Consider the following 16,021-nt stretch of genomic DNA (forward strand, 5'->3'; position numbering starts at 1 on the left):
TTTACCAAAGAGGAAAACGAGGATGTCGCAGAACAAGAAAGTCGTACTGGTGATCGGCGCCGGCGACGCCACCGGCGGCGCCATCGCCCGCCGCTTCGCCCGCGAAGGCTATGTCGCCTGCGTCACCCGGCGTTCGGCCGACAAGCTGCAGCCGCTGGTGGATGCGATCCGCGCCGAAGGCGGCGAGGCCCACGGTTTCGCCTCCGACGCGCGCAAGGAAGAGGCGGTGATCGAACTGGTGGAAACCATCGAGCGCGACATCGGCCCCATCGAAGCCTTCGTCTTCAACATCGGCGCCAACGTGCCGTGCAGCATCCTCGAAGAGACTGCGCGCAAGTACTTCAAGATCTGGGAAATGGCCTGTTTCTCCGGCTTCCTCACCGGCCGCGAAGTGGCCAGGCGCATGGTCAAGCGCCAGCGCGGCACGCTCCTCTTCACCGGCGCCACCGCCGGCCTGCGCGGCGCCTCGGGCTTCGCCGCCTTCGCCGGGGCCAAGCACGGCATCCGCGCCCTGGCCCAGAGCATGGCCCGCGAGCTGGGGCCGATGGGCCTGCACGTCGCCCACGTGGTGGTCGACGGCGCCATCGATACCGAATTCATCCGCGAGACCTTCCCCGAGCGCTACAAGCTCAAGGACCAGGACGGCATCCTCGACCCCGAGCACATCGCCGACAGCTACTGGTACCTGCACAGCCAGCCGCGCGATGCCTGGACCTTCGAGCTGGACCTGCGCCCGTGGATCGAGCGCTGGTGATCCGCCCATAACGACAACCAGAAAGAGAGCCACTCATGAGCAAGAGCGTCGAGTTCTACTTCGATTTCGGCAGCCCGACTTCCTACCTCGCCTATACCCAGTTGCCGGCGATCTGCGCCGAAGCCGGCGCCGAGCTGGTCTATCGCCCCGTGCTGCTGGGCGGTGTGTTCCAGGCCACCGGCAATACCTCGCCCATCGCCGTCCCGGCCAAGGGCCGCTACACGATGATCGACATGCTGCGCTTCGCCCGCCGCTACGGCGTGCCGCTGAAGATGAACCCGCATTTCCCGATCAACACCCTCACCCTGATGCGCGCCGCCACCGGCGTGCAGCTGCGCCAACCGGAACGTTTCGAGGCACTGCTGGCCTGCGTGTTCAAGGGTATGTGGGTGGACGCGCTGAACCTGGGCGACCCGGCGGTGCTCGGCCCGTTGCTGGCCGAGGCGGGCTTCGATCCGCAGGCGCTGCTGGCGCTGACCGCCGAGCAGGAGGTGAAGGATGCACTGAAGGCCAACACCGAGGTGGCGATCAAGCGCGGGATGTTTGGCGCGCCGACGATGTTCGTCGGCGGCGAGATGTTCTTTGGCCAGGACCGTCTCGATTTCGTCCGCGAGGCGTTGGCGTAAAGCGCTTCTCCTTGAAGCGGTTGGCGAGCAAGCTCGCTCCTACAGGTCGGCGCCGATGCGCTCTTCGTAGGAGCGAGGGGGACGCCTAGTTCTTGCTCGCGAACATCACAGCGCAAGGACCGCCGACCGGCGCAGCCCGAAGAACTCCAGCTCGGCCAGCAGCAGGACCACCAGCGCCTGGCCGATGACGAAGGCGTAGCCCAGGGCGGTCGGCTGCACGTAGCCGGTCACCAGCAGGGCGACGCTTTCCACTACCCAGAGTGCGTTCAGGGCGATCACCGCCCAGACGCCAGTGCGCGACAGAATGCTCTGGTTGCTCATCCAGTAGAGCACCAGCGCCAGCGGCAGGAGCACGATACCGGCCACCAGCAGCAGGACGAACGGCAGGCCGAGCAATTGGCCCAGCGGTTGCGCGGCCAGCGCCATCAGCAACCCCACCGCGCCGCCGGCAAGGGCGTCCAGTTGCAGGGCACGGCGAAGCAGCGGGGACGGTTGCAGCAGAGTCATGGCGAAATCTCCCTCAACGATCGCCACCGGTTGGCGGCGTGTGACTGCAGAATCCGCCCGAGCCGTACGCACGTCGATTACCTGCCAGGTAATGGCCGCAACGCGGCCCGGGGTCTATCGTTCGATGCCATGACCAGTCCAGCCATGAATAATCCAGCCCAACCGGTCGGCGCCCTGCTCCGCCAATGGCGCCAGCGCCGCCGGCTCAGCCAGCTCGATCTCGCCTGCGACGCGGAGATCTCCACGCGCCACCTGAGCTTCGTCGAAACCGGCCGCGCCCTGCCCAGCCGCGAGATGCTCCTGCATCTGGCCGAACAGCTGGACATCCCCCTGCGCGAACGCAACCGCCTGCTCAGCGCCGCCGGCTACGCCCCGGTGTATTCGGAGAGGGGCCTGGACGACCCGGCGCTGACCGTGGCCCGGCAGGCCATCGACCAGTTGCTCAAGGCCCACGAACCGAACCCGGCGATGGTGGTGGACCGCCACTGGAACCTGCTGGCCTCCAACCGCACGGTGGATATCTTCCTGATCGGCGTCGCCCCGGAGCTGCTGCAGCCGCCGATCAACGTGCTGCGCATGAGCCTGCATCCCAAGGGACTGGCGCCGCGCATCCTCAATCTGGGGGCGTGGAAGGCGCATGTGCTGGAGCGCCTGCAGCGCGACTTCGAGGCCAGCGGCGATCCCGCGCTGGCGGCGCTGCGCGACGAAGTGGCGGCCTATCCGGCGCCGCCCTACGACGAGGCGGCCAATGGCGACATGGTGCTGATCCCGGTGCAGCTGCAGACGGAGCTGGGCGTCTGCAGCCTGATCGGCACCATCACGGTGTTCGGCACACCGGTGGACGTGACGCTGTCGGAACTGGCGCTGGAAACCTTCTTCCCCGCCGACCCCGACAGCGCACGAATCCTGCGCCAGCTCAGCGGCGCGGACTGAAAGGAATCAGGCGGTCGCCTTCTTCTCGCGGATGCAGGTCGGGCCGGCGCGCTCTTCCACGGCGTGGCGCACGTCATCGCGCATTCCCAGCAGGAAAGCGGCCTCGGCGGCGACGAACAGCGGGCCGACGATCAGCCCGGTGAGGTCATCGACGAACGCCGGCTTGCGCCCCTCGTACCAGTGGCCGACGAACTGGATGATCCAGCCCACCACGAACAGGCCGATCCCCCAGGCGAGCCAGTAGGCGGTGGAACCGGCGGCCAGTGCCGCGCCCGCCCAGAGCGACAGCCCCAGCAACGCGGCCATCAGCACGCCGAAGCGCAGGTCCAGGCGCAGGTAGAACATCACCGAGGCCAGCGCCAGCAGCGTGGCGGGCGCCAGGATCAGGCCGGCCAGTTCGACGCCGGGGCGCGACAACAGGGTGGCGATGGACAGGACGATCATCGGGATACCGATGAAATGGCTGACGATGTTCCGCCGGTCACGGTGGTAGGCGGCATATTGGGCAAGATGATCGACGAGCGTTTTCATTGTTGTTCTCCCGCAAGGTGCTGGCATGATGGCGTCGTACGCCTTCCCACTCTGTCAGCTAGCCGACATTGCCCATGACCGACGCCAAGTCCTACCTGCCCCGCCTCAATGAGGGCCGCTGGTTCCAGGCGCTGCCCGCAGGCCTGCGCCAGGCCCTGTGCGACGCCGCCACGGTGCGCCGCCTGCCGGCCGGGCAGCGGCTGTTCGCCCGTGGCGATGCGCCCTGCGGCCTGTATTGCGTGGTGGACGGCGCGATGCGGATCAGCGTGGTCGGCGAGACCGGCAAGGAAGCGCTGCTGGCGCTGGTGGAGTCACCCAACTGGTTCGGCGAGATCTGCCTGTTCGACGGCCAGCCGCGCACCCACGACGCCTGCGCCGAAGGCGCCACGACCCTGCTGCAGGTGCCCCTGGCGCCACTGCAAGCGCTGCTGGCGAAACACCCGGAGTACTGGCGCGACTTCGCCCTGCTGATGAGCCACAAGCTGCGTATCACCTTCGCCGTGCTGGAGGAGCTGTCGCTGCTGCCGGCCGCGCCGCGCCTGGCCCGGCGCCTGCTGATGATCGCCGAGGGCTACGGCGAGTCGGCCACCTGCAAGCGCGAGCTGCACCTGCCGCAGGAGCAGTTGGCGGCCATGCTGTCGCTGTCACGGCAGACCACCAACCAGATCCTCAGGGACCTGGAAACCCAGGGCATCCTGCGCCTGAGCTACGGCGGGATCGAGATCCTCGACCGCGAGCGCTTGCGCCACGCCGCGCATGCCTAGGCATTCGACCTGAAGAATCCCCCTTTGGGAGGGTTGCAGCGACGGCGTTCGGCGCTAGCCTAGGAGTAGCCGCGACGCTGCTACCCGAACCCCTGCACCCGGCGCCTGGCGCGGCACACAATAACAATAAGGAAACTCCCGCCATGCTCCGAAAGCTCGATGTGCTTCGCGGTATCCTGCTGTGCTGTTTCGGACTTCTCGCCCTCTCCGCCCACGCCAACCTGCCCAGCGACGAACTGCAGGTGCAGACCCTGCAGGTCTATACCTGCCGCTCGATCAACAGCCTGCTGTTGCTGCGCGGCGAAGGGTTCCAGGAAAACCACGCGGCCAAGCTGGAAAAGGACCTGGCCACGCTGGACCAGGCGATCAGGATCTACCCCAGGTCCGACGAGGCGCTGAAGAAGGCCCACGCCAACTTCGTTACCCAAATACGCAATGGCGTTTCCTATGGCCCCAAGGAAGAGAATCTGCCCTGGCGCTACAACCAGGACCTCAGCCGCGCCCTGCGTGAACTGCTGACCCAGATCGAACGCTTCGTTCCGACCAGCGCCGACGCCAGCCAGGTTCCGCTGTGGGAGCTCCCGGTACGGGTCGAGTTCCTCGCCACCCAGTACCTGGGCCGCGCCTACCTGAGCGGCCTGGAGCTGGCGCGCGAGCAGCCCCAGGCCTACCTGGGGCAGGACGAGAGCGTGCTGGTGCCGCTGCTGTCGCAGCGCATCGCGCAACTGCCGGACAACGACGCGACCCGCAAACTGCGCACCCGCTGGGAGTACCTGAGCACGGCGCTGCAGGACATGAACAGCAAGAGCAACGCGGTGGTCAGCGCCTCGGGCCGGCCCTGGGCGCCGATCATCGTCGAGCGCAACGCTCGGGCGGTGTCCGGCCAGTTGATGCAGCTCAGCCAGCAGTAAGGGCTCAGGCCGGTATCGGCTCCGCCACCGGAGCCGGTATCGGGCGCTCCAGCTCGTCGCGGTCCAGTTCGGCGGCCCGGCCCACCAGCCGGTCGTCCGGGGCGCGGGCGATCCTCAGGTCCTTGCCGGGGTAGTCCAGCACGTGCAGGAAGTGGCGCAGGCAGTTCAGCCGCGCGCGCTTCTTGTCGTCGGACTTGATCACCACCCAGGGCGCATCGGCGGTGTCGGTGTGGAAGAACATCGCCTCCTTGGCCTGGGTGTACTCGTCCCAGCGGTCCAGCGACTGGATGTCGATGGGCGACAGCTTCCAGTGCTTGAGCGGGTCGTCGCGGCGCGAGACGAAGCGGCGCAGCTGCTCTTCCCGGCTCACCGAGAACCAGTACTTGAGCAGGTGGATGCCGTTGCGCACCAGCATCCGCTCCAGCTCCGGGGTCTGCTGCATGAACTCCAGGTACTGGCGCGGCGAGCAGAAGCCCATGACCCGCTCGACCCCGGCGCGGTTGTACCAGGAGCGGTCGAAGAAGACGATCTCGCCGGCGGTGGGCAGGTGCTGGATGTAGCGCTGGAAATACCACTGCCCGCGCTCGGCGTCGCTGGGCTTCTCCAGCGCCACAACGCGGGCGCCGCGCGGGTTGAGGTGCTCCATGAAGCGCTTGATGGTCCCACCCTTGCCGGCGGCGTCGCGGCCCTCGAAGAGCACGACGATGCGCTGGCCGGTTTCCTTCACCCAGCTCTGCACCTTCAGCAGCTCGACCTGCAGTTGCGCCTTCTGTGCCTCGTACTCCTTGCGTTGCAGGCGGCGGCGGTAGGGATAGCCGGCGGGCAACTCGGCGGAGGTGGAGTCCTCGTTGCTGCCGCGCGGGGCCAGGGCGACGGTCAGCGCCACCGGGCCGTGGCTTTGCGCGCGGATTTCCTCGCCACCCACGGTGGGTGCGCTGGCGGGAGCGGGCTTGTTGGAGTCGGGCTGCGGCATGGTCTCCTCCTGTGAGACGGGGTCGGCTCTCCACTGTGCACCCGTGTTGCCGCGCCTTCTTGACCCGCATCAACGCCTTACAGCCAGCCTTTGTACTTGAACCAGTAGTAGGGAATGATCGCCGAAACCACCATCGCCACCAGCGCCATCGGGTAGCCGGCCAGCCAGGCCAGCTCGGGCATGTGCTGGAAGTTCATGCCGTACACGGTGCCCACCAGGGTCGGCGGCAGGAACAGCACCGCCGCGATGGAGAACACCTTGATGATGCTGTTCTGCTCGATGTTGATCAGGCCGAGGGTAGCGTCCAGCAGGAAGGTGATCTCCCCGGACATCTTCGACTGGTACTCGCTGAGCGAGCGCACGTCGCGCTCCACCGATTTCATGCCCAGCTTCACCTCCTCGCTGATCCAGCCGTTGCTGCCCTGGCGGAAATAGGCCAGCGGCCGGCTGATGCTCAAGAGGCTTTCGTTGAGCTTGGACAGCAGCGAGTTGCTGCGCCCCAGTTGCTTGACGATACCCTGCAGATCGGTCTTGCCGCCCTCGGCCTGGCCTTCGCGGAAGATGCCGTTGGACAGCGAGTCCAGTTGCTTCTGCACCGTTTCCAGCACGTCGGCGATACGGTCCACCACGCTGTCCATCAGGGTCACGAACAACTGATCGCTGGCGCGCCGGCAACCGCCGCGCTGGGTGCGCGTCTCGAAGGTACGGAAGGCCAGCAGGTCGGTGTAGCGCACCGTCACCAGCCAGTGCGGGGTCAGCACGCAGGTGACCTCCGAGGTGCTCGGCTTGTGCTCGCGGATGCCGCCGACCACGGTGGTGGTCATGTACAGCGCGCCGTTGTTCTCGTAGAAGCGCGAGGAGTCCTCGATCTCGGCCATCTCCTCGCGGGTCGGTACGTCCACCGCGATGATCGACTCCAGCAACTGCTCCTCCTCGGGAGTGGGCTGGAACAGGTCGATCCACAGGGTATCGCTGGGCATGCCGTGGCATTCGTTGCCGTTGTGGCGCACCAGGCGGTCGCCGACGAGGGTGTAATAGGTGATCATGTCGCCCGACGATCCTTTCACAGCCGGAAGTTGCCCGCAGGTTGGCCAACTTCCCGCCGCTTCACAAGCCCATCGGAGAGCAATGCGATGACCGACCAAGACGACGGCGAAGAGTCCTTCGCCGAGGAAACCCTGATCCAGGCCATCGAGAACCAGATCGACAGCGAGAGCCCGCCGGCCGCCCGCGCGGTATTCAACAAACTCTCCCTGGTCGGCTACGAACGCGAGGACGCCCTGCACCTGATGGCCCTGGTGCTCGCCCATGAGATCGAGGCCATGCTGGCCGAAGACCGCGCCTTCGACGGCGAATGGTACGAGCAGGCGCTGCGCGCGCTGCCGACCCTGCCCGGCGAGGATGAGTGACGGCGCTTGCCGAACGGGCCGGACTTGGGACTACACTGGGGCCTCATTGACCATTGGGAGTTGGGTGTATGGCTTTCACGAAAGATATGGTTGCGGAACTGGACCTGCTGGCGCTCTTCGATCTGGAGAACAGCCAGGCGGGCTTGAAAGTCCACCATGACGCCTCGCGGGACACGGTCGCCGCCGCCGAACGGCTGCACGCCAAGGGCCTGATCGACAAACCCGACGGCGGCTACCTGACCAGCCTGGGGCTCGACGCCGCCGAGCACGCCCAGGTCCTGCTGGGCATCCTGCGCGGCTGACCTCAAGATTCGCCACGAGCGGGCGATAACCTGGCAAATTTCCGGGCGCCGCACCTCCCGATGCGGCGCCGCTGGCCAGGCAGCAGTACGCCATGACGCTCCCCCCCGAGATTCGCCCGGACATCGACGACGGCATCGACCGCAAGGTACTGGCACAGCTGCGCCAGCGCTTCCTCAAGGTCAACGCCGGCCGCCTGCGACGCGCCAGCGAGGCGCTGTCCAGCCGCCAGCAACTGGTGCTGCGCCTGTTGCCGCTGCTGCTGGACGTCAATCATCCGCTGCTCCCCGGCTATGTGTCGGCCGCAACGCCGGCGGGCCTGTCCGGTTTCGTCCCGGACGACGAGCTCCTGGCCGAGGCCCAGCGCCTGACCCGCTCCTTCAGCTACAAGCCGCGTCGCGGCAACCCGGCCTTGCCGATCCACGGCCTGTTCCTGATGGGCAGCCTGGGCACCGTCGCCCAGGCCGAGCAGAGCGATCTGGACCTGTGGATCTGCCACGCCGCCGACCTCTCCCCGCAGGCACTGGGCGAACTGCGCCGCAAGTGCGACCTGCTGGAACAATGGGCCGCCACCCAGGGCGCCGAAGTGCACTGCTTCTTCATCGAGCCGCAGCGCTTCGCCCAGGGCGCGCGCGACGCCCGCCTGACCTCCGACGATTGCGGCACCAGCCAGCACTACCTGCTGCTCGACGAGTTCTACCGCACCGCCCTCTGGCTCGGCGGTCGCACACCGCTGTGGTGGCTGGTGCCGGTCTACGAGGAAGGTCGTTATGCCGAATACTGCGAAACCCTGCTGAGCAAACGCTTCATCCGCGCCGACGAAGTCCTCGACCTCGGCCACCTGGCGCGCATCCCACCGGGCGAGTTCATCGGCGCCGGCATGTGGCAACTGTTCAAGGGCATCGAGTCGCCCTACAAGTCGGTGCTCAAACTCCTGCTTACCGAGGTCTACGCCAGCGAGCACCCGGACGGCGCCTGCCTGAGCCTGCGCTACAAGCAGGCGATCTTTTCCGGCCGGCTCGACGAGGACGAGCTCGACCCCTACGTGATGCTCTACCGCCGCCTGGAGGAGTACCTGGCGGCGCGCGGCGAACGGGAGCGCCTGGAGCTGATCCGCCGCTGTCTGTACCTGAAGGTTGGCAAGAAGCTCAGCCGACCGCCGCGCCTGGGCCGCAAGAGCTGGCAGCGCTCGTTGATGGAGCGCCTGTCCGCCGAATGGAACTGGGACAGCCGCACCTACGGCCTGCTCGACAGCCGCAGCCAGTGGAAAGTCCGCCAGGTGCTGCTGGAACGCCGCGCACTGGTCAACGAACTGACCCACAGCTTCCGCTTCCTCTCGCAGTTCGCCCGCCTGCAACAGGCCGCCAGCGGCATCAACCCGCGCGACCTGAGCGTGCTCGGCCGCCGCCTGTACGCGGCCTTCGAGCGCAAGGCCGGCAAGGTCGAGTTCATCAACCCGGGCATCGCGCCGGACCTCGCAGAAGACACCCTCACCCTCGCCCAGTTGCCCGCCAGCGAGGCCGGCAAGCCGCCGTCCTGGGCGCTGTTCAACGGCAGCCTGTCGCTGCAGGAAATGGCCGACTTCGCCCCGCTGCGCCGCGCCCGCGACCTGATGGAGCTGCTGGCCTGGAGTCACCGCAACGGCGTGATCGACGCCACCACGCGCCTGTCCCTGCAACCGGGCGCCAGCGACCTGAGCGAGTTCGAGCTGCAGAACCTGCTGGGCTGCCTGCAACAGGCCTTCCCGCTGCCGCTCGCCGAGGTGCCGGAAAGCGCCCTGCTGCGCAGCAGCGTACCGGCGCAGACGCTGATCCTGGTGAACGTCGGCCTCGACCCGCTGCGCCAACACAGCCAGATGAACGTGCACATGACCACCGAGCGCACCGACGCCCTCGGCTACTCCGGCGTGCGCGACAATCTGGTACTGACCCTCGACCAGCTCACCCTGAACAGCTGGAACGAGCTGGTGGTCAACCGCTTCGCCGGCCCCCACGCACTGCTCGACTGCCTGCGCGACTTCCTCAACGGCCTGCCCGCCGACGCCCCGCCGCCACGCTTGCTGGTGCGCTGCTTCTGCCGCAACCGCGCGGTAGCCATCGCCCAGCGCGTGGAAGACCTGATCCGCGATGCCCACGGGCAGCTCGCCGGCGGACGCGGCGGGCGCTACCTGCTGCAGGTGCGGCAACACTTCCACCTGCTGCAACTGATCCCCGGCGAGGTCAGCCACCGGGTGGTGGAAGGGCTGCCGGCGCTGATCGAACATTTGGGCGACACCCCGCAGGGCGGCGGCTTCCTGCAACTGGACCGGCACGCCCTGGAAGGCGAAGACCTGGCGCTGATCCTGCCGCTGGGCCGTGTCGACTGCGTCCAGGTGTTCTATCGCCTGGACGAAGGTCATGCCGAGATCAGCGTTCTCGACGAGCGCAACGCGCTCTGGCGCCGCCGCCAGCCCTACGACAGCGAGGAGAGCCTGCTGCTGCCGCTGCAGCGCTTCCTGCAGTCGGTGCAATATCGGCGCAACGCGATGCTGCCGCTGCAGGAAGGCCAGGGCACGGTGGGTGCGGAAATACTCTTCTACGAGGTGCTGCCCAACGGGCACCCGCGCACGCGGCGGATCGAACGGCGCAGCGCCCCGCAGGCGCTGGAGGCGCTGCCGTACTACAACGTGCAGGCGATCATCGAGCCCGGTGACGGGCAGCGCGCGCGCACCACGCTGTACTGCAACCACCGCGAGTTCTCCGAACTGGAGTACGGCGACGGGCTGTTCCAGGCGGTGGCGAAACACATCCTTGGCCAGCGCAGCGGCCAGGAACGCTACCCCTGCTACATCACCGACCTCGACCTGACGGCGATGCAGGATGGCGGCGAACTACAGACGGTGCACTTCCTGCGTTACAAGCAGAGCCTGGAGCAGGCACTGAACCGGGCACTGGCCGAGGCCTGAACGGCCGCGCCAGGCACCCGGTGGAGAGGCATCGAGCAGGCGGCGGATCAGCGATCGAAATCGCCGGCCGCTTCCGGCTGGTATTCCACTTCCAGCAGGGTCAGCTTCAGGGTCTTGCCGCCGGGCGCCGGCCAATCGATGCTCTGGCCGGTGGTCAGGCCCAGCAGCGCGGTGCCGACCGGCGCCAGGATCGACACCTTGCCTTCGCCGCCGAGATCGGCCGGGTAGACCAGCGTCAGGTGGTATTCCTTGCCGCTGCATTCCTCGCGGCAGCGCACGGTGGAGTTCATCGTGACCACGCCCGGCGGTACCTCGTCGTGGCCGACGACCGTGGCACGGGACAGCTCGGCTTCCAGCGCTTCGGCAGCGGGGCCGTACTCATCCAGACTGTCGAGCAGGCGCTCCAGACGTTGCAGGTCGAGTCGGGTAACGGTGATGGGTGTCGTGGTCATGATGGTTGGCAGTCTCCTTACAGGAGAGCCCCGGACGCTCGCGCGTTCGGGGCCCTGGTTCAATCTTGTGGTGAAAGCGATCGGGTATTCGGAAAAATGAAAAAACCCCGCCCTAAGGCGGGGTTTTTCCGGACACTAACACAGTGCAGAAAATAAGCAACACCGTCCCGTCAGCACTTCGGCAAGTGGTTGTTTCGGCGCTTTTCGCAGTCCGCCAGGATCGCCCGGCGGCGCTCGCCGTCCGCCTCGTTCCACTCCAGGATCTCGCCCAGGGTCCGGCCGCAGCCGACGCAGACATCCGCCTCGTCCAGGCAGCAGCGCCGGCAGCACGGCGAGGCGGCGCTCGCCCTCGGTTCAGATGCCGGGGAAGTCGACATCCTCACCCGCCTGCTCCAGCGTGGCGCGGTTGAGCAGCGCGCCCAGCGGCTCGCGGGTGCTGTCGCTGATCCACAGCGAGCCGGATTCGTCGTAGTCGAAGTGGAAGCCGCCGGAGCGCGCCGCCACCCACAGCTGGCGCAGGGCAGGCTGGCGGCTGAGGATCAGCTGGGTGCCGTTCTCGAAGCGTACGGTCAGCACGCCGCTGGAATTCTCCAGGTCCACGTCCAGGTCGCTGTCGTCGAAGGCGTCCTCCACCGTTACCTGTACGGCGTCCACCAGGTCATGGAAGCGGGCTTCGCTCAAAGTGCTCATGCATCGTCCTCGGGATCGGTCAAAGGCACCAGTTTACGCCGGTATTGGCCCAGACTCTGCCCCGTCCAGCGCCGGAATGCGCGGGCGAGCGAGCCGGCCTCGCTGAAACCCAGCAGGTAGGCGAGGTCGGCATTGTCCAGCGCCGGGTCGCGCAGGTAGTGGAGCACCAGTTGCTGGCGGGTTTCGTCCACCAGGTCGCTGAACGACAGCCCGGTATCGCGCAGGCGGCGCTGCAGGGTGCGCGGGCTCAGGGCGAGGGTCTGCGACAGGCGTTCGAGGTCCGCGCCCTGCTCCGGCAACTGGCGCGCCAGCTCCAGGCGCGCGCGATCGAGCACGCTGTCGCCCTTGTTGATCTGTGCCAGCAGGCGTTCGGCGTAGGCGTCCAGGGTGCGCTGCACCTGGGCGTCGGCCTGGCCCAGGGGCAGCGAAAGCAGGCGCCTGGGGAAAACCAGGGCATTGTCCGGCTGATCGAACAGCACCGGGCAGCGGAAAATGCGCTGGTGCTCGCGGGTATCGGTCGGCGCGCCGTGGCGGAAACGCACCTCGACGGGGGGTTCGTCCACACCGCTGAGCCAGTGGCCGAAGCTGACCCAGCCGGCCAGCGTCTCCTCGCTCATCTGCCGCTGCTGCTGTGGCAGCAGCGGCTCCCAGCTGTGCTTCACCAGCGCCTCGAAGCCCGCGCGGGGTGGCTCGTCGGCCAGCTCGACGCGGCCCAGGTTGCCCACCAGCGCGGCGTAGCGGGCCTGGCGGTGCAGCGCCTCGGCGAGGGTCGCGCAGCTCATGATCAGGTAGCCGAGCACGCCGTAGTAGCCGGGACGCACCGCCTCGCCCAGGTGCAGGCCGAGGTTGTCGTCGCCGCTCAGCCGCACGCCGGCGCCGATCAGTTCCAGGTACGCGCTGGCGGCGATGCGCTGGTCGCGCTGGGCGAGGATCGAGGGTTCCAGGTGCACTGTCGCCAGCAGCCGCGCCGGCTCGACATCCAGACGTTGCAGATGCTCCACGAGGCCCTGCAGGTAGGCCACCGACACCGAACTGGGCAGGGGATCGCGATAGTCCATCGGGCTTTCCGTTTTTTGTCCGCAATCATAGGGCCAGTTGCCCGCCCCGCGCGACCCGCAAGCCCCGCCAGGCGGGAGTCCGCTTGAATAGGCAAGGCGGCGGGGGGTCGGTATACTCCGGTCCAATTGACGCTTTATTACAAGGATTCCGCCATGAAGCGACTGCTGCTTCCCTTCGTAGCGCTGGCCGTGCTGACCGCCGCGCTGGCCGGCTGCGGCCAGAAAGGTCCGCTGTACCTGCCGGACGACGAGAAGGCCAAGAGCGAACACAGCAAGGACCGCTACGGTCTCTGAGGGCAGCTCCGATGGACGCCTTCACCGTCCGCGACGGGCAACTGTTCGCGGAGGACGTGCCGCTGTCGGCAATCGCCGAGCGCTTCGGCACGCCGACCTACGTCTACTCCCGCGCGCACCTGACGCAGCAATACCGCGCCTACGCTGATGCCCTGGCGGGCGTCGAGCATCGGGTTTGCTTCGCGGTAAAAGCCAATTCCAACCTCGCCGTGCTGAACGTGCTGGCGCGCCTGGGCGCAGGTTTCGACATCGTCTCCCGTGGCGAACTGGAGCGCGTGCTGGCCGCCGGCGGCGATCCGGCGAACGTGGTGTTCTCCGGCGTCGGCAAGACCCGCGAGGACATGCGCCGCGCCCTGCAGGTCGGCGTGCACTGCTTCAACGTCGAATCCGACGTCGAGCTCGAGCGCCTGCAGCGGGTCGCCGCCGAGCTGGGCGTGAAGGCACCGGTGTCCCTGCGGGTGAACCCGGACGTCGACGCGCAGACCCACCCGTACATCGCCACGGGCCTGAAGGAAAACAAGTTCGGCATCGCCATCGACGCCGCCGAGGCGGTCTACGCCCGCGCCGCGCAGCTGCCGAACCTGGACGTGATCGGCGTCGATTGCCACATCGGCTCGCAGCTGACCAGCCTGGAACCCTTCCTCGACGCCCTCGACCGCCTGCTGGCGCTGGTGGATCGCCTCGCCGCGCGCGGCATCGCCATCCGCCACCTGGACCTGGGCGGCGGCCTCGGCGTGCGCTACCGCGATGAAACGCCGCCTGCGCCTGCCGAGTACATCCGCGCCCTGCGCGAGCGCCTGGGCAACCGCCCGCTGGCGCTGGTGTTCGAGCCGGGCCGCAACATCGCCGCCAACGCCGGCGTGCTGCTGACCCGCGTCGAGTACCTGAAACACACCCCAGACAAAGACTTCGCCATCGTCGATGCGGCGATGAACGACCTGATCCGCCCGGCGCTGTACCAGGCCTGGATGGATGTCACGCCGGTCGTCGCCCGCGATGGCGAAGCGCGCGCCTACGACCTGGTCGGGCCGATCTGCGAAACCGGCGACTTCCTCGCCAAGGATCGCAGTCTCGTCCTGGAAGAAGGCGACCTGCTGGCCGTACGTTCGGCCGGCGCCTATGGTTTCGTGATGAGTTCCAACTACAACACCCGGGGCCGCGCCGCCGAGGTGCTGGTGGATGGCTCGGCCGCGCACGAAGTGCGTCGCCGCGAGACGATACAAGAGCTGTTCGCCGGCGAAAGCCTGCTGCCGGACTGAGGCCGAGACGACGATGCTTCTGCGCTTTACCAAGATGCATGGGCTGGGCAATGACTTCATGGTCCTGGACCTGGTCAGCCAGCACGCCCATGTGCAACCGCGCCACGTGAAACAGTGGGGCGACCGCAATTTCGGGGTCGGTTTCGATCAACTGCTGATCGTCGAGCCGCCGAGCACGCCGGAGGCGGATTTCCGCTACCGCATCTTCAACTGCGACGGCAGCGAGGTCGAACAGTGTGGCAACGGCGCGCGCTGCTTCGCCCGCTTCGTGATCGACAAGCGCCTGACCGCGAAGAAGAGCATCCGCGTGGAAACCAAGGGCGGGATGATCGAGCTGACCATCGCCAACGACGGCCAGGTCACCGTGAACATGGGCGCGCCGCACCTGGCGCCCGAGCAGGTGCCGTTCCAGGCCGACGCCGAGGCGCTGAGCTACGGCGTTGAAGTGGACGGCCAGAGTTATCAGCTGGCGGCGATCTCCATGGGCAACCCGCACGGCGTGCTGCGCGTGGATGACGTGGACAGCGCCCCGGTGCGCACCCTGGGTCCGAAACTGGAAGTCCACGAAAGCTTCCCGCAGAAGGCCAACATCGGTTTCCTGCAGGTGGTGAGCCCGAACCAGGCGCGCCTGCGCGTCTGGGAACGCGGCGTCGGCGAGACCCTCGCCTGCGGCACTGGCGCCTGCGCCGCCGCGGTCGCCGGCATCCGCCAGGGCTGGCTGCAATCGCCGGTGCAGATCGAGCTTCCCGGCGGACGGTTGTCCATCGAGTGGGCAGGACCGGGTCAGCCCGTTATGATGACCGGGCCCGCGGTGCGGGTGTTCGAAGGCCAGGTACGTCTATAAGGCCTGTTTCCAACGCCGCATGAACAGGCGCAGGCAATAAACCGGGACGCTTATGACCGATACTCCGCAGGAACCCACCGTTACCCTCGAAGCCGACCAGGTCGCCGACTATCTCCGTCGGCACCCTGAGTTCTTCGTCGACCATGACGAGCTGATCCCGGAGATGCGCATCCCGCACCAGCCGGGCGATGCCGTGTCGCTGGTGGAGCGCCAGGTGCGCCTGCTGCGCGAGCGCAACATCGAGATGCGCCATCGACTGTCGCAGTTGATGGACGTGGCCCGCGACAACGACCGGCTGTTCGACAAGACCCGCCGGCTGGTGCTCGACCTGCTCGACGCCACCAGCCTGGAAGACGTGGTCAGCACCGTCGAGGACAGCCTGCGCCACGAATTTCAGGTGCCCTACGTCAGCCTGATCCTGTTCAGCGACAACAACCTGCCGGTGGGCCGCTCGGTGAGCAGCGCCGAAGCGCACCAGGCCATCGGCGGCCTGCTGTCGGGCGGCAAGACCGTGAGCGGCGTGCTGCGCCCCCACGAGCTGGCCTTCCTGTTCTGCGAAAACGAACGCGAGCAGGTCGGCTCCGCCGCCGTGGTGCCGCTGACCTTCCAGGGCCTGCACGGCGTGCTGGCGATCGGCAGCCCCGACCCGCAACACTACAAGAGCTCGCTGGGCACCCTGTTCCTGGGCTACGTCGCCGAAGTCCTCGCGCGGGTCCTGCCGCGTTTCGCCACGCCACTGCGTTCGGTGCGCTAGCGCGAAGCCGCAAGCTAT

The 16,021-nt window shown here is 67.4% G+C and carries 20 protein-coding genes; 12 read left to right on the top strand and 8 right to left on the bottom strand.

The features are described from left to right. Positions 1-22: 22 nt before the first annotated feature. Both H681_RS23975 and H681_RS23980 read left to right on the top strand, forming a co-directional pair. Positions 23-754 (top strand): SDR family oxidoreductase, encoded by a 732-nt coding sequence (locus H681_RS23975; protein ID WP_015479492.1) that lies wholly within the window; start codon positions 23-25, stop codon positions 752-754. A 35-nt stretch (positions 755-789) separates the two neighbouring features. Then, positions 790-1,380 carry a 2-hydroxychromene-2-carboxylate isomerase gene (locus H681_RS23980; protein ID WP_015479493.1) on the top strand — a complete coding sequence of 197 codons (591 nt, stop codon included), beginning with the start codon at positions 790-792 and terminating at the stop codon, positions 1,378-1,380. 105 nt (positions 1,381-1,485) lie between these two features. On the opposite strand, the gene H681_RS23985 is transcribed toward H681_RS23980, so the two are convergent. Continuing rightward, complete coding sequence (locus H681_RS23985) at positions 1,486-1,887, bottom strand: hypothetical protein (protein WP_015479494.1); 402 nt, start codon at positions 1,885-1,887, stop codon at positions 1,486-1,488. Between the two features lie 144 nt (positions 1,888-2,031). Between H681_RS23985 and H681_RS23990 the strand changes: the two genes are divergently transcribed. Next, the gene (locus H681_RS23990) at positions 2,032-2,820 is read left to right on the top strand and encodes an MmyB family transcriptional regulator (RefSeq protein ID WP_015479495.1); all 789 of its coding nucleotides are present in this window, start codon (positions 2,032-2,034) and stop codon (positions 2,818-2,820) included. Between the two features lie 6 nt (positions 2,821-2,826). On the opposite strand, the gene H681_RS23995 is transcribed toward H681_RS23990, so the two are convergent. Next, the gene (locus H681_RS23995) at positions 2,827-3,351 is read right to left on the bottom strand and encodes an Mpo1 family 2-hydroxy fatty acid dioxygenase (protein WP_015479496.1); all 525 of its coding nucleotides are present in this window, start codon (positions 3,349-3,351) and stop codon (positions 2,827-2,829) included. 74 nt (positions 3,352-3,425) lie between these two features. Between H681_RS23995 and H681_RS24000 the strand changes: the two genes are divergently transcribed. Together H681_RS24000 and H681_RS24005 are read left to right on the top strand one after the other, a co-directional pair. Then, positions 3,426-4,115 (top strand): Crp/Fnr family transcriptional regulator, encoded by a 690-nt coding sequence (locus H681_RS24000; RefSeq protein WP_015479497.1) that lies wholly within the window; start codon positions 3,426-3,428, stop codon positions 4,113-4,115. A gap of 143 nt (positions 4,116-4,258) precedes the next feature. Further along, entirely contained in the window at positions 4,259-5,026 is a 768-nt protein-coding gene (locus tag H681_RS24005) for a hypothetical protein (RefSeq protein WP_015479498.1), read from the top strand. 4 nt (positions 5,027-5,030) lie between these two features. Here H681_RS24005 and ppk2 read toward each other — a convergent pair whose 3' ends face one another. Beyond that, the gene (gene ppk2, locus H681_RS24010) at positions 5,031-5,912 is read right to left on the bottom strand and encodes a polyphosphate kinase 2 (RefSeq protein WP_162140841.1); all 882 of its coding nucleotides are present in this window, start codon (positions 5,910-5,912) and stop codon (positions 5,031-5,033) included. A gap of 164 nt (positions 5,913-6,076) precedes the next feature. Further along, complete coding sequence (locus H681_RS24015) at positions 6,077-7,045, bottom strand: magnesium transporter CorA family protein (RefSeq protein WP_015479500.1); 969 nt, start codon at positions 7,043-7,045, stop codon at positions 6,077-6,079. 87 nt (positions 7,046-7,132) lie between these two features. Between H681_RS24015 and H681_RS24020 the strand changes: the two genes are divergently transcribed. The 3 genes from H681_RS24020 (at position 7,133) to H681_RS24030 (ending at position 10,652) form a co-directional block, all read left to right on the top strand. After that, entirely contained in the window at positions 7,133-7,408 is a 276-nt protein-coding gene (locus H681_RS24020) for a hypothetical protein (protein WP_015479501.1), read from the top strand. Positions 7,409-7,476: 68 nt separating this feature from the next. Then, positions 7,477-7,710: a TIGR02647 family protein gene (locus H681_RS24025; protein WP_015479502.1), complete on the top strand. Its 234-nt coding sequence runs from the start codon at positions 7,477-7,479 to the stop codon at positions 7,708-7,710. A 92-nt stretch (positions 7,711-7,802) separates the two neighbouring features. Beyond that, complete coding sequence (locus H681_RS24030; protein WP_015479503.1) at positions 7,803-10,652, top strand: class I adenylate cyclase; 2,850 nt, start codon at positions 7,803-7,805, stop codon at positions 10,650-10,652. A 47-nt stretch (positions 10,653-10,699) separates the two neighbouring features. Here the strand turns inward: H681_RS24030 and rnk are convergent, their stop codons facing one another. The 4 genes from rnk to H681_RS24050 form a co-directional block, all read right to left on the bottom strand. Further along, positions 10,700-11,104, bottom strand: a complete 405-nt coding sequence (rnk, locus tag H681_RS24035) for a nucleoside diphosphate kinase regulator (RefSeq protein WP_015479504.1) — start codon at positions 11,102-11,104, stop codon at positions 10,700-10,702. 170 nt (positions 11,105-11,274) lie between these two features. Then, positions 11,275-11,481, bottom strand: a complete 207-nt coding sequence (locus tag H681_RS26150) for a DUF1289 domain-containing protein (RefSeq protein ID WP_015479505.1) — start codon at positions 11,479-11,481, stop codon at positions 11,275-11,277. Then, complete coding sequence (cyaY, locus tag H681_RS24045) at positions 11,459-11,794, bottom strand: iron donor protein CyaY (protein WP_015479506.1); 336 nt, start codon at positions 11,792-11,794, stop codon at positions 11,459-11,461. Before cyaY ends, H681_RS26150 begins: the two co-directional genes overlap by 23 nt. Further along, a complete protein-coding gene (locus tag H681_RS24050; RefSeq protein ID WP_015479507.1) occupies positions 11,791-12,852 on the bottom strand; it encodes an AraC family transcriptional regulator in 1,062 nt (353 codons plus the stop codon). The genes cyaY and H681_RS24050 overlap by 4 nt, the downstream gene beginning before the upstream one ends. 153 nt (positions 12,853-13,005) lie before the next feature. On the opposite strand from H681_RS24050, the gene lptM reads away from it, so the two are divergent. The 4 genes from lptM to H681_RS24070 are packed head-to-tail and all read left to right on the top strand — an operon-like array spanning position 13,006 to position 16,003. Continuing rightward, the gene (gene lptM, locus H681_RS24055; RefSeq protein WP_015479508.1) at positions 13,006-13,146 is read left to right on the top strand and encodes an LPS translocon maturation chaperone LptM; all 141 of its coding nucleotides are present in this window, start codon (positions 13,006-13,008) and stop codon (positions 13,144-13,146) included. A gap of 11 nt (positions 13,147-13,157) precedes the next feature. After that, positions 13,158-14,405 carry a diaminopimelate decarboxylase gene (gene lysA / locus H681_RS24060; protein ID WP_015479509.1) on the top strand — a complete coding sequence of 416 codons (1,248 nt, stop codon included), beginning with the start codon at positions 13,158-13,160 and terminating at the stop codon, positions 14,403-14,405. Positions 14,406-14,418: 13 nt separating this feature from the next. Next, positions 14,419-15,249, top strand: coding sequence for a diaminopimelate epimerase (gene dapF, locus H681_RS24065; protein WP_015479510.1), 831 nt, complete (start codon positions 14,419-14,421; stop codon positions 15,247-15,249). 52 nt (positions 15,250-15,301) lie between these two features. Then, positions 15,302-16,003, top strand: coding sequence for a DUF484 family protein (locus tag H681_RS24070; RefSeq protein WP_015479511.1), 702 nt, complete (start codon positions 15,302-15,304; stop codon positions 16,001-16,003). The last annotated feature ends 18 nt before the right edge of the window (positions 16,004-16,021 follow it).

The organism is Pseudomonas sp. ATCC 13867 (assembly GCF_000349845.1).
Classification (GTDB): Bacteria; Pseudomonadota; Gammaproteobacteria; order Pseudomonadales; family Pseudomonadaceae; genus Pseudomonas.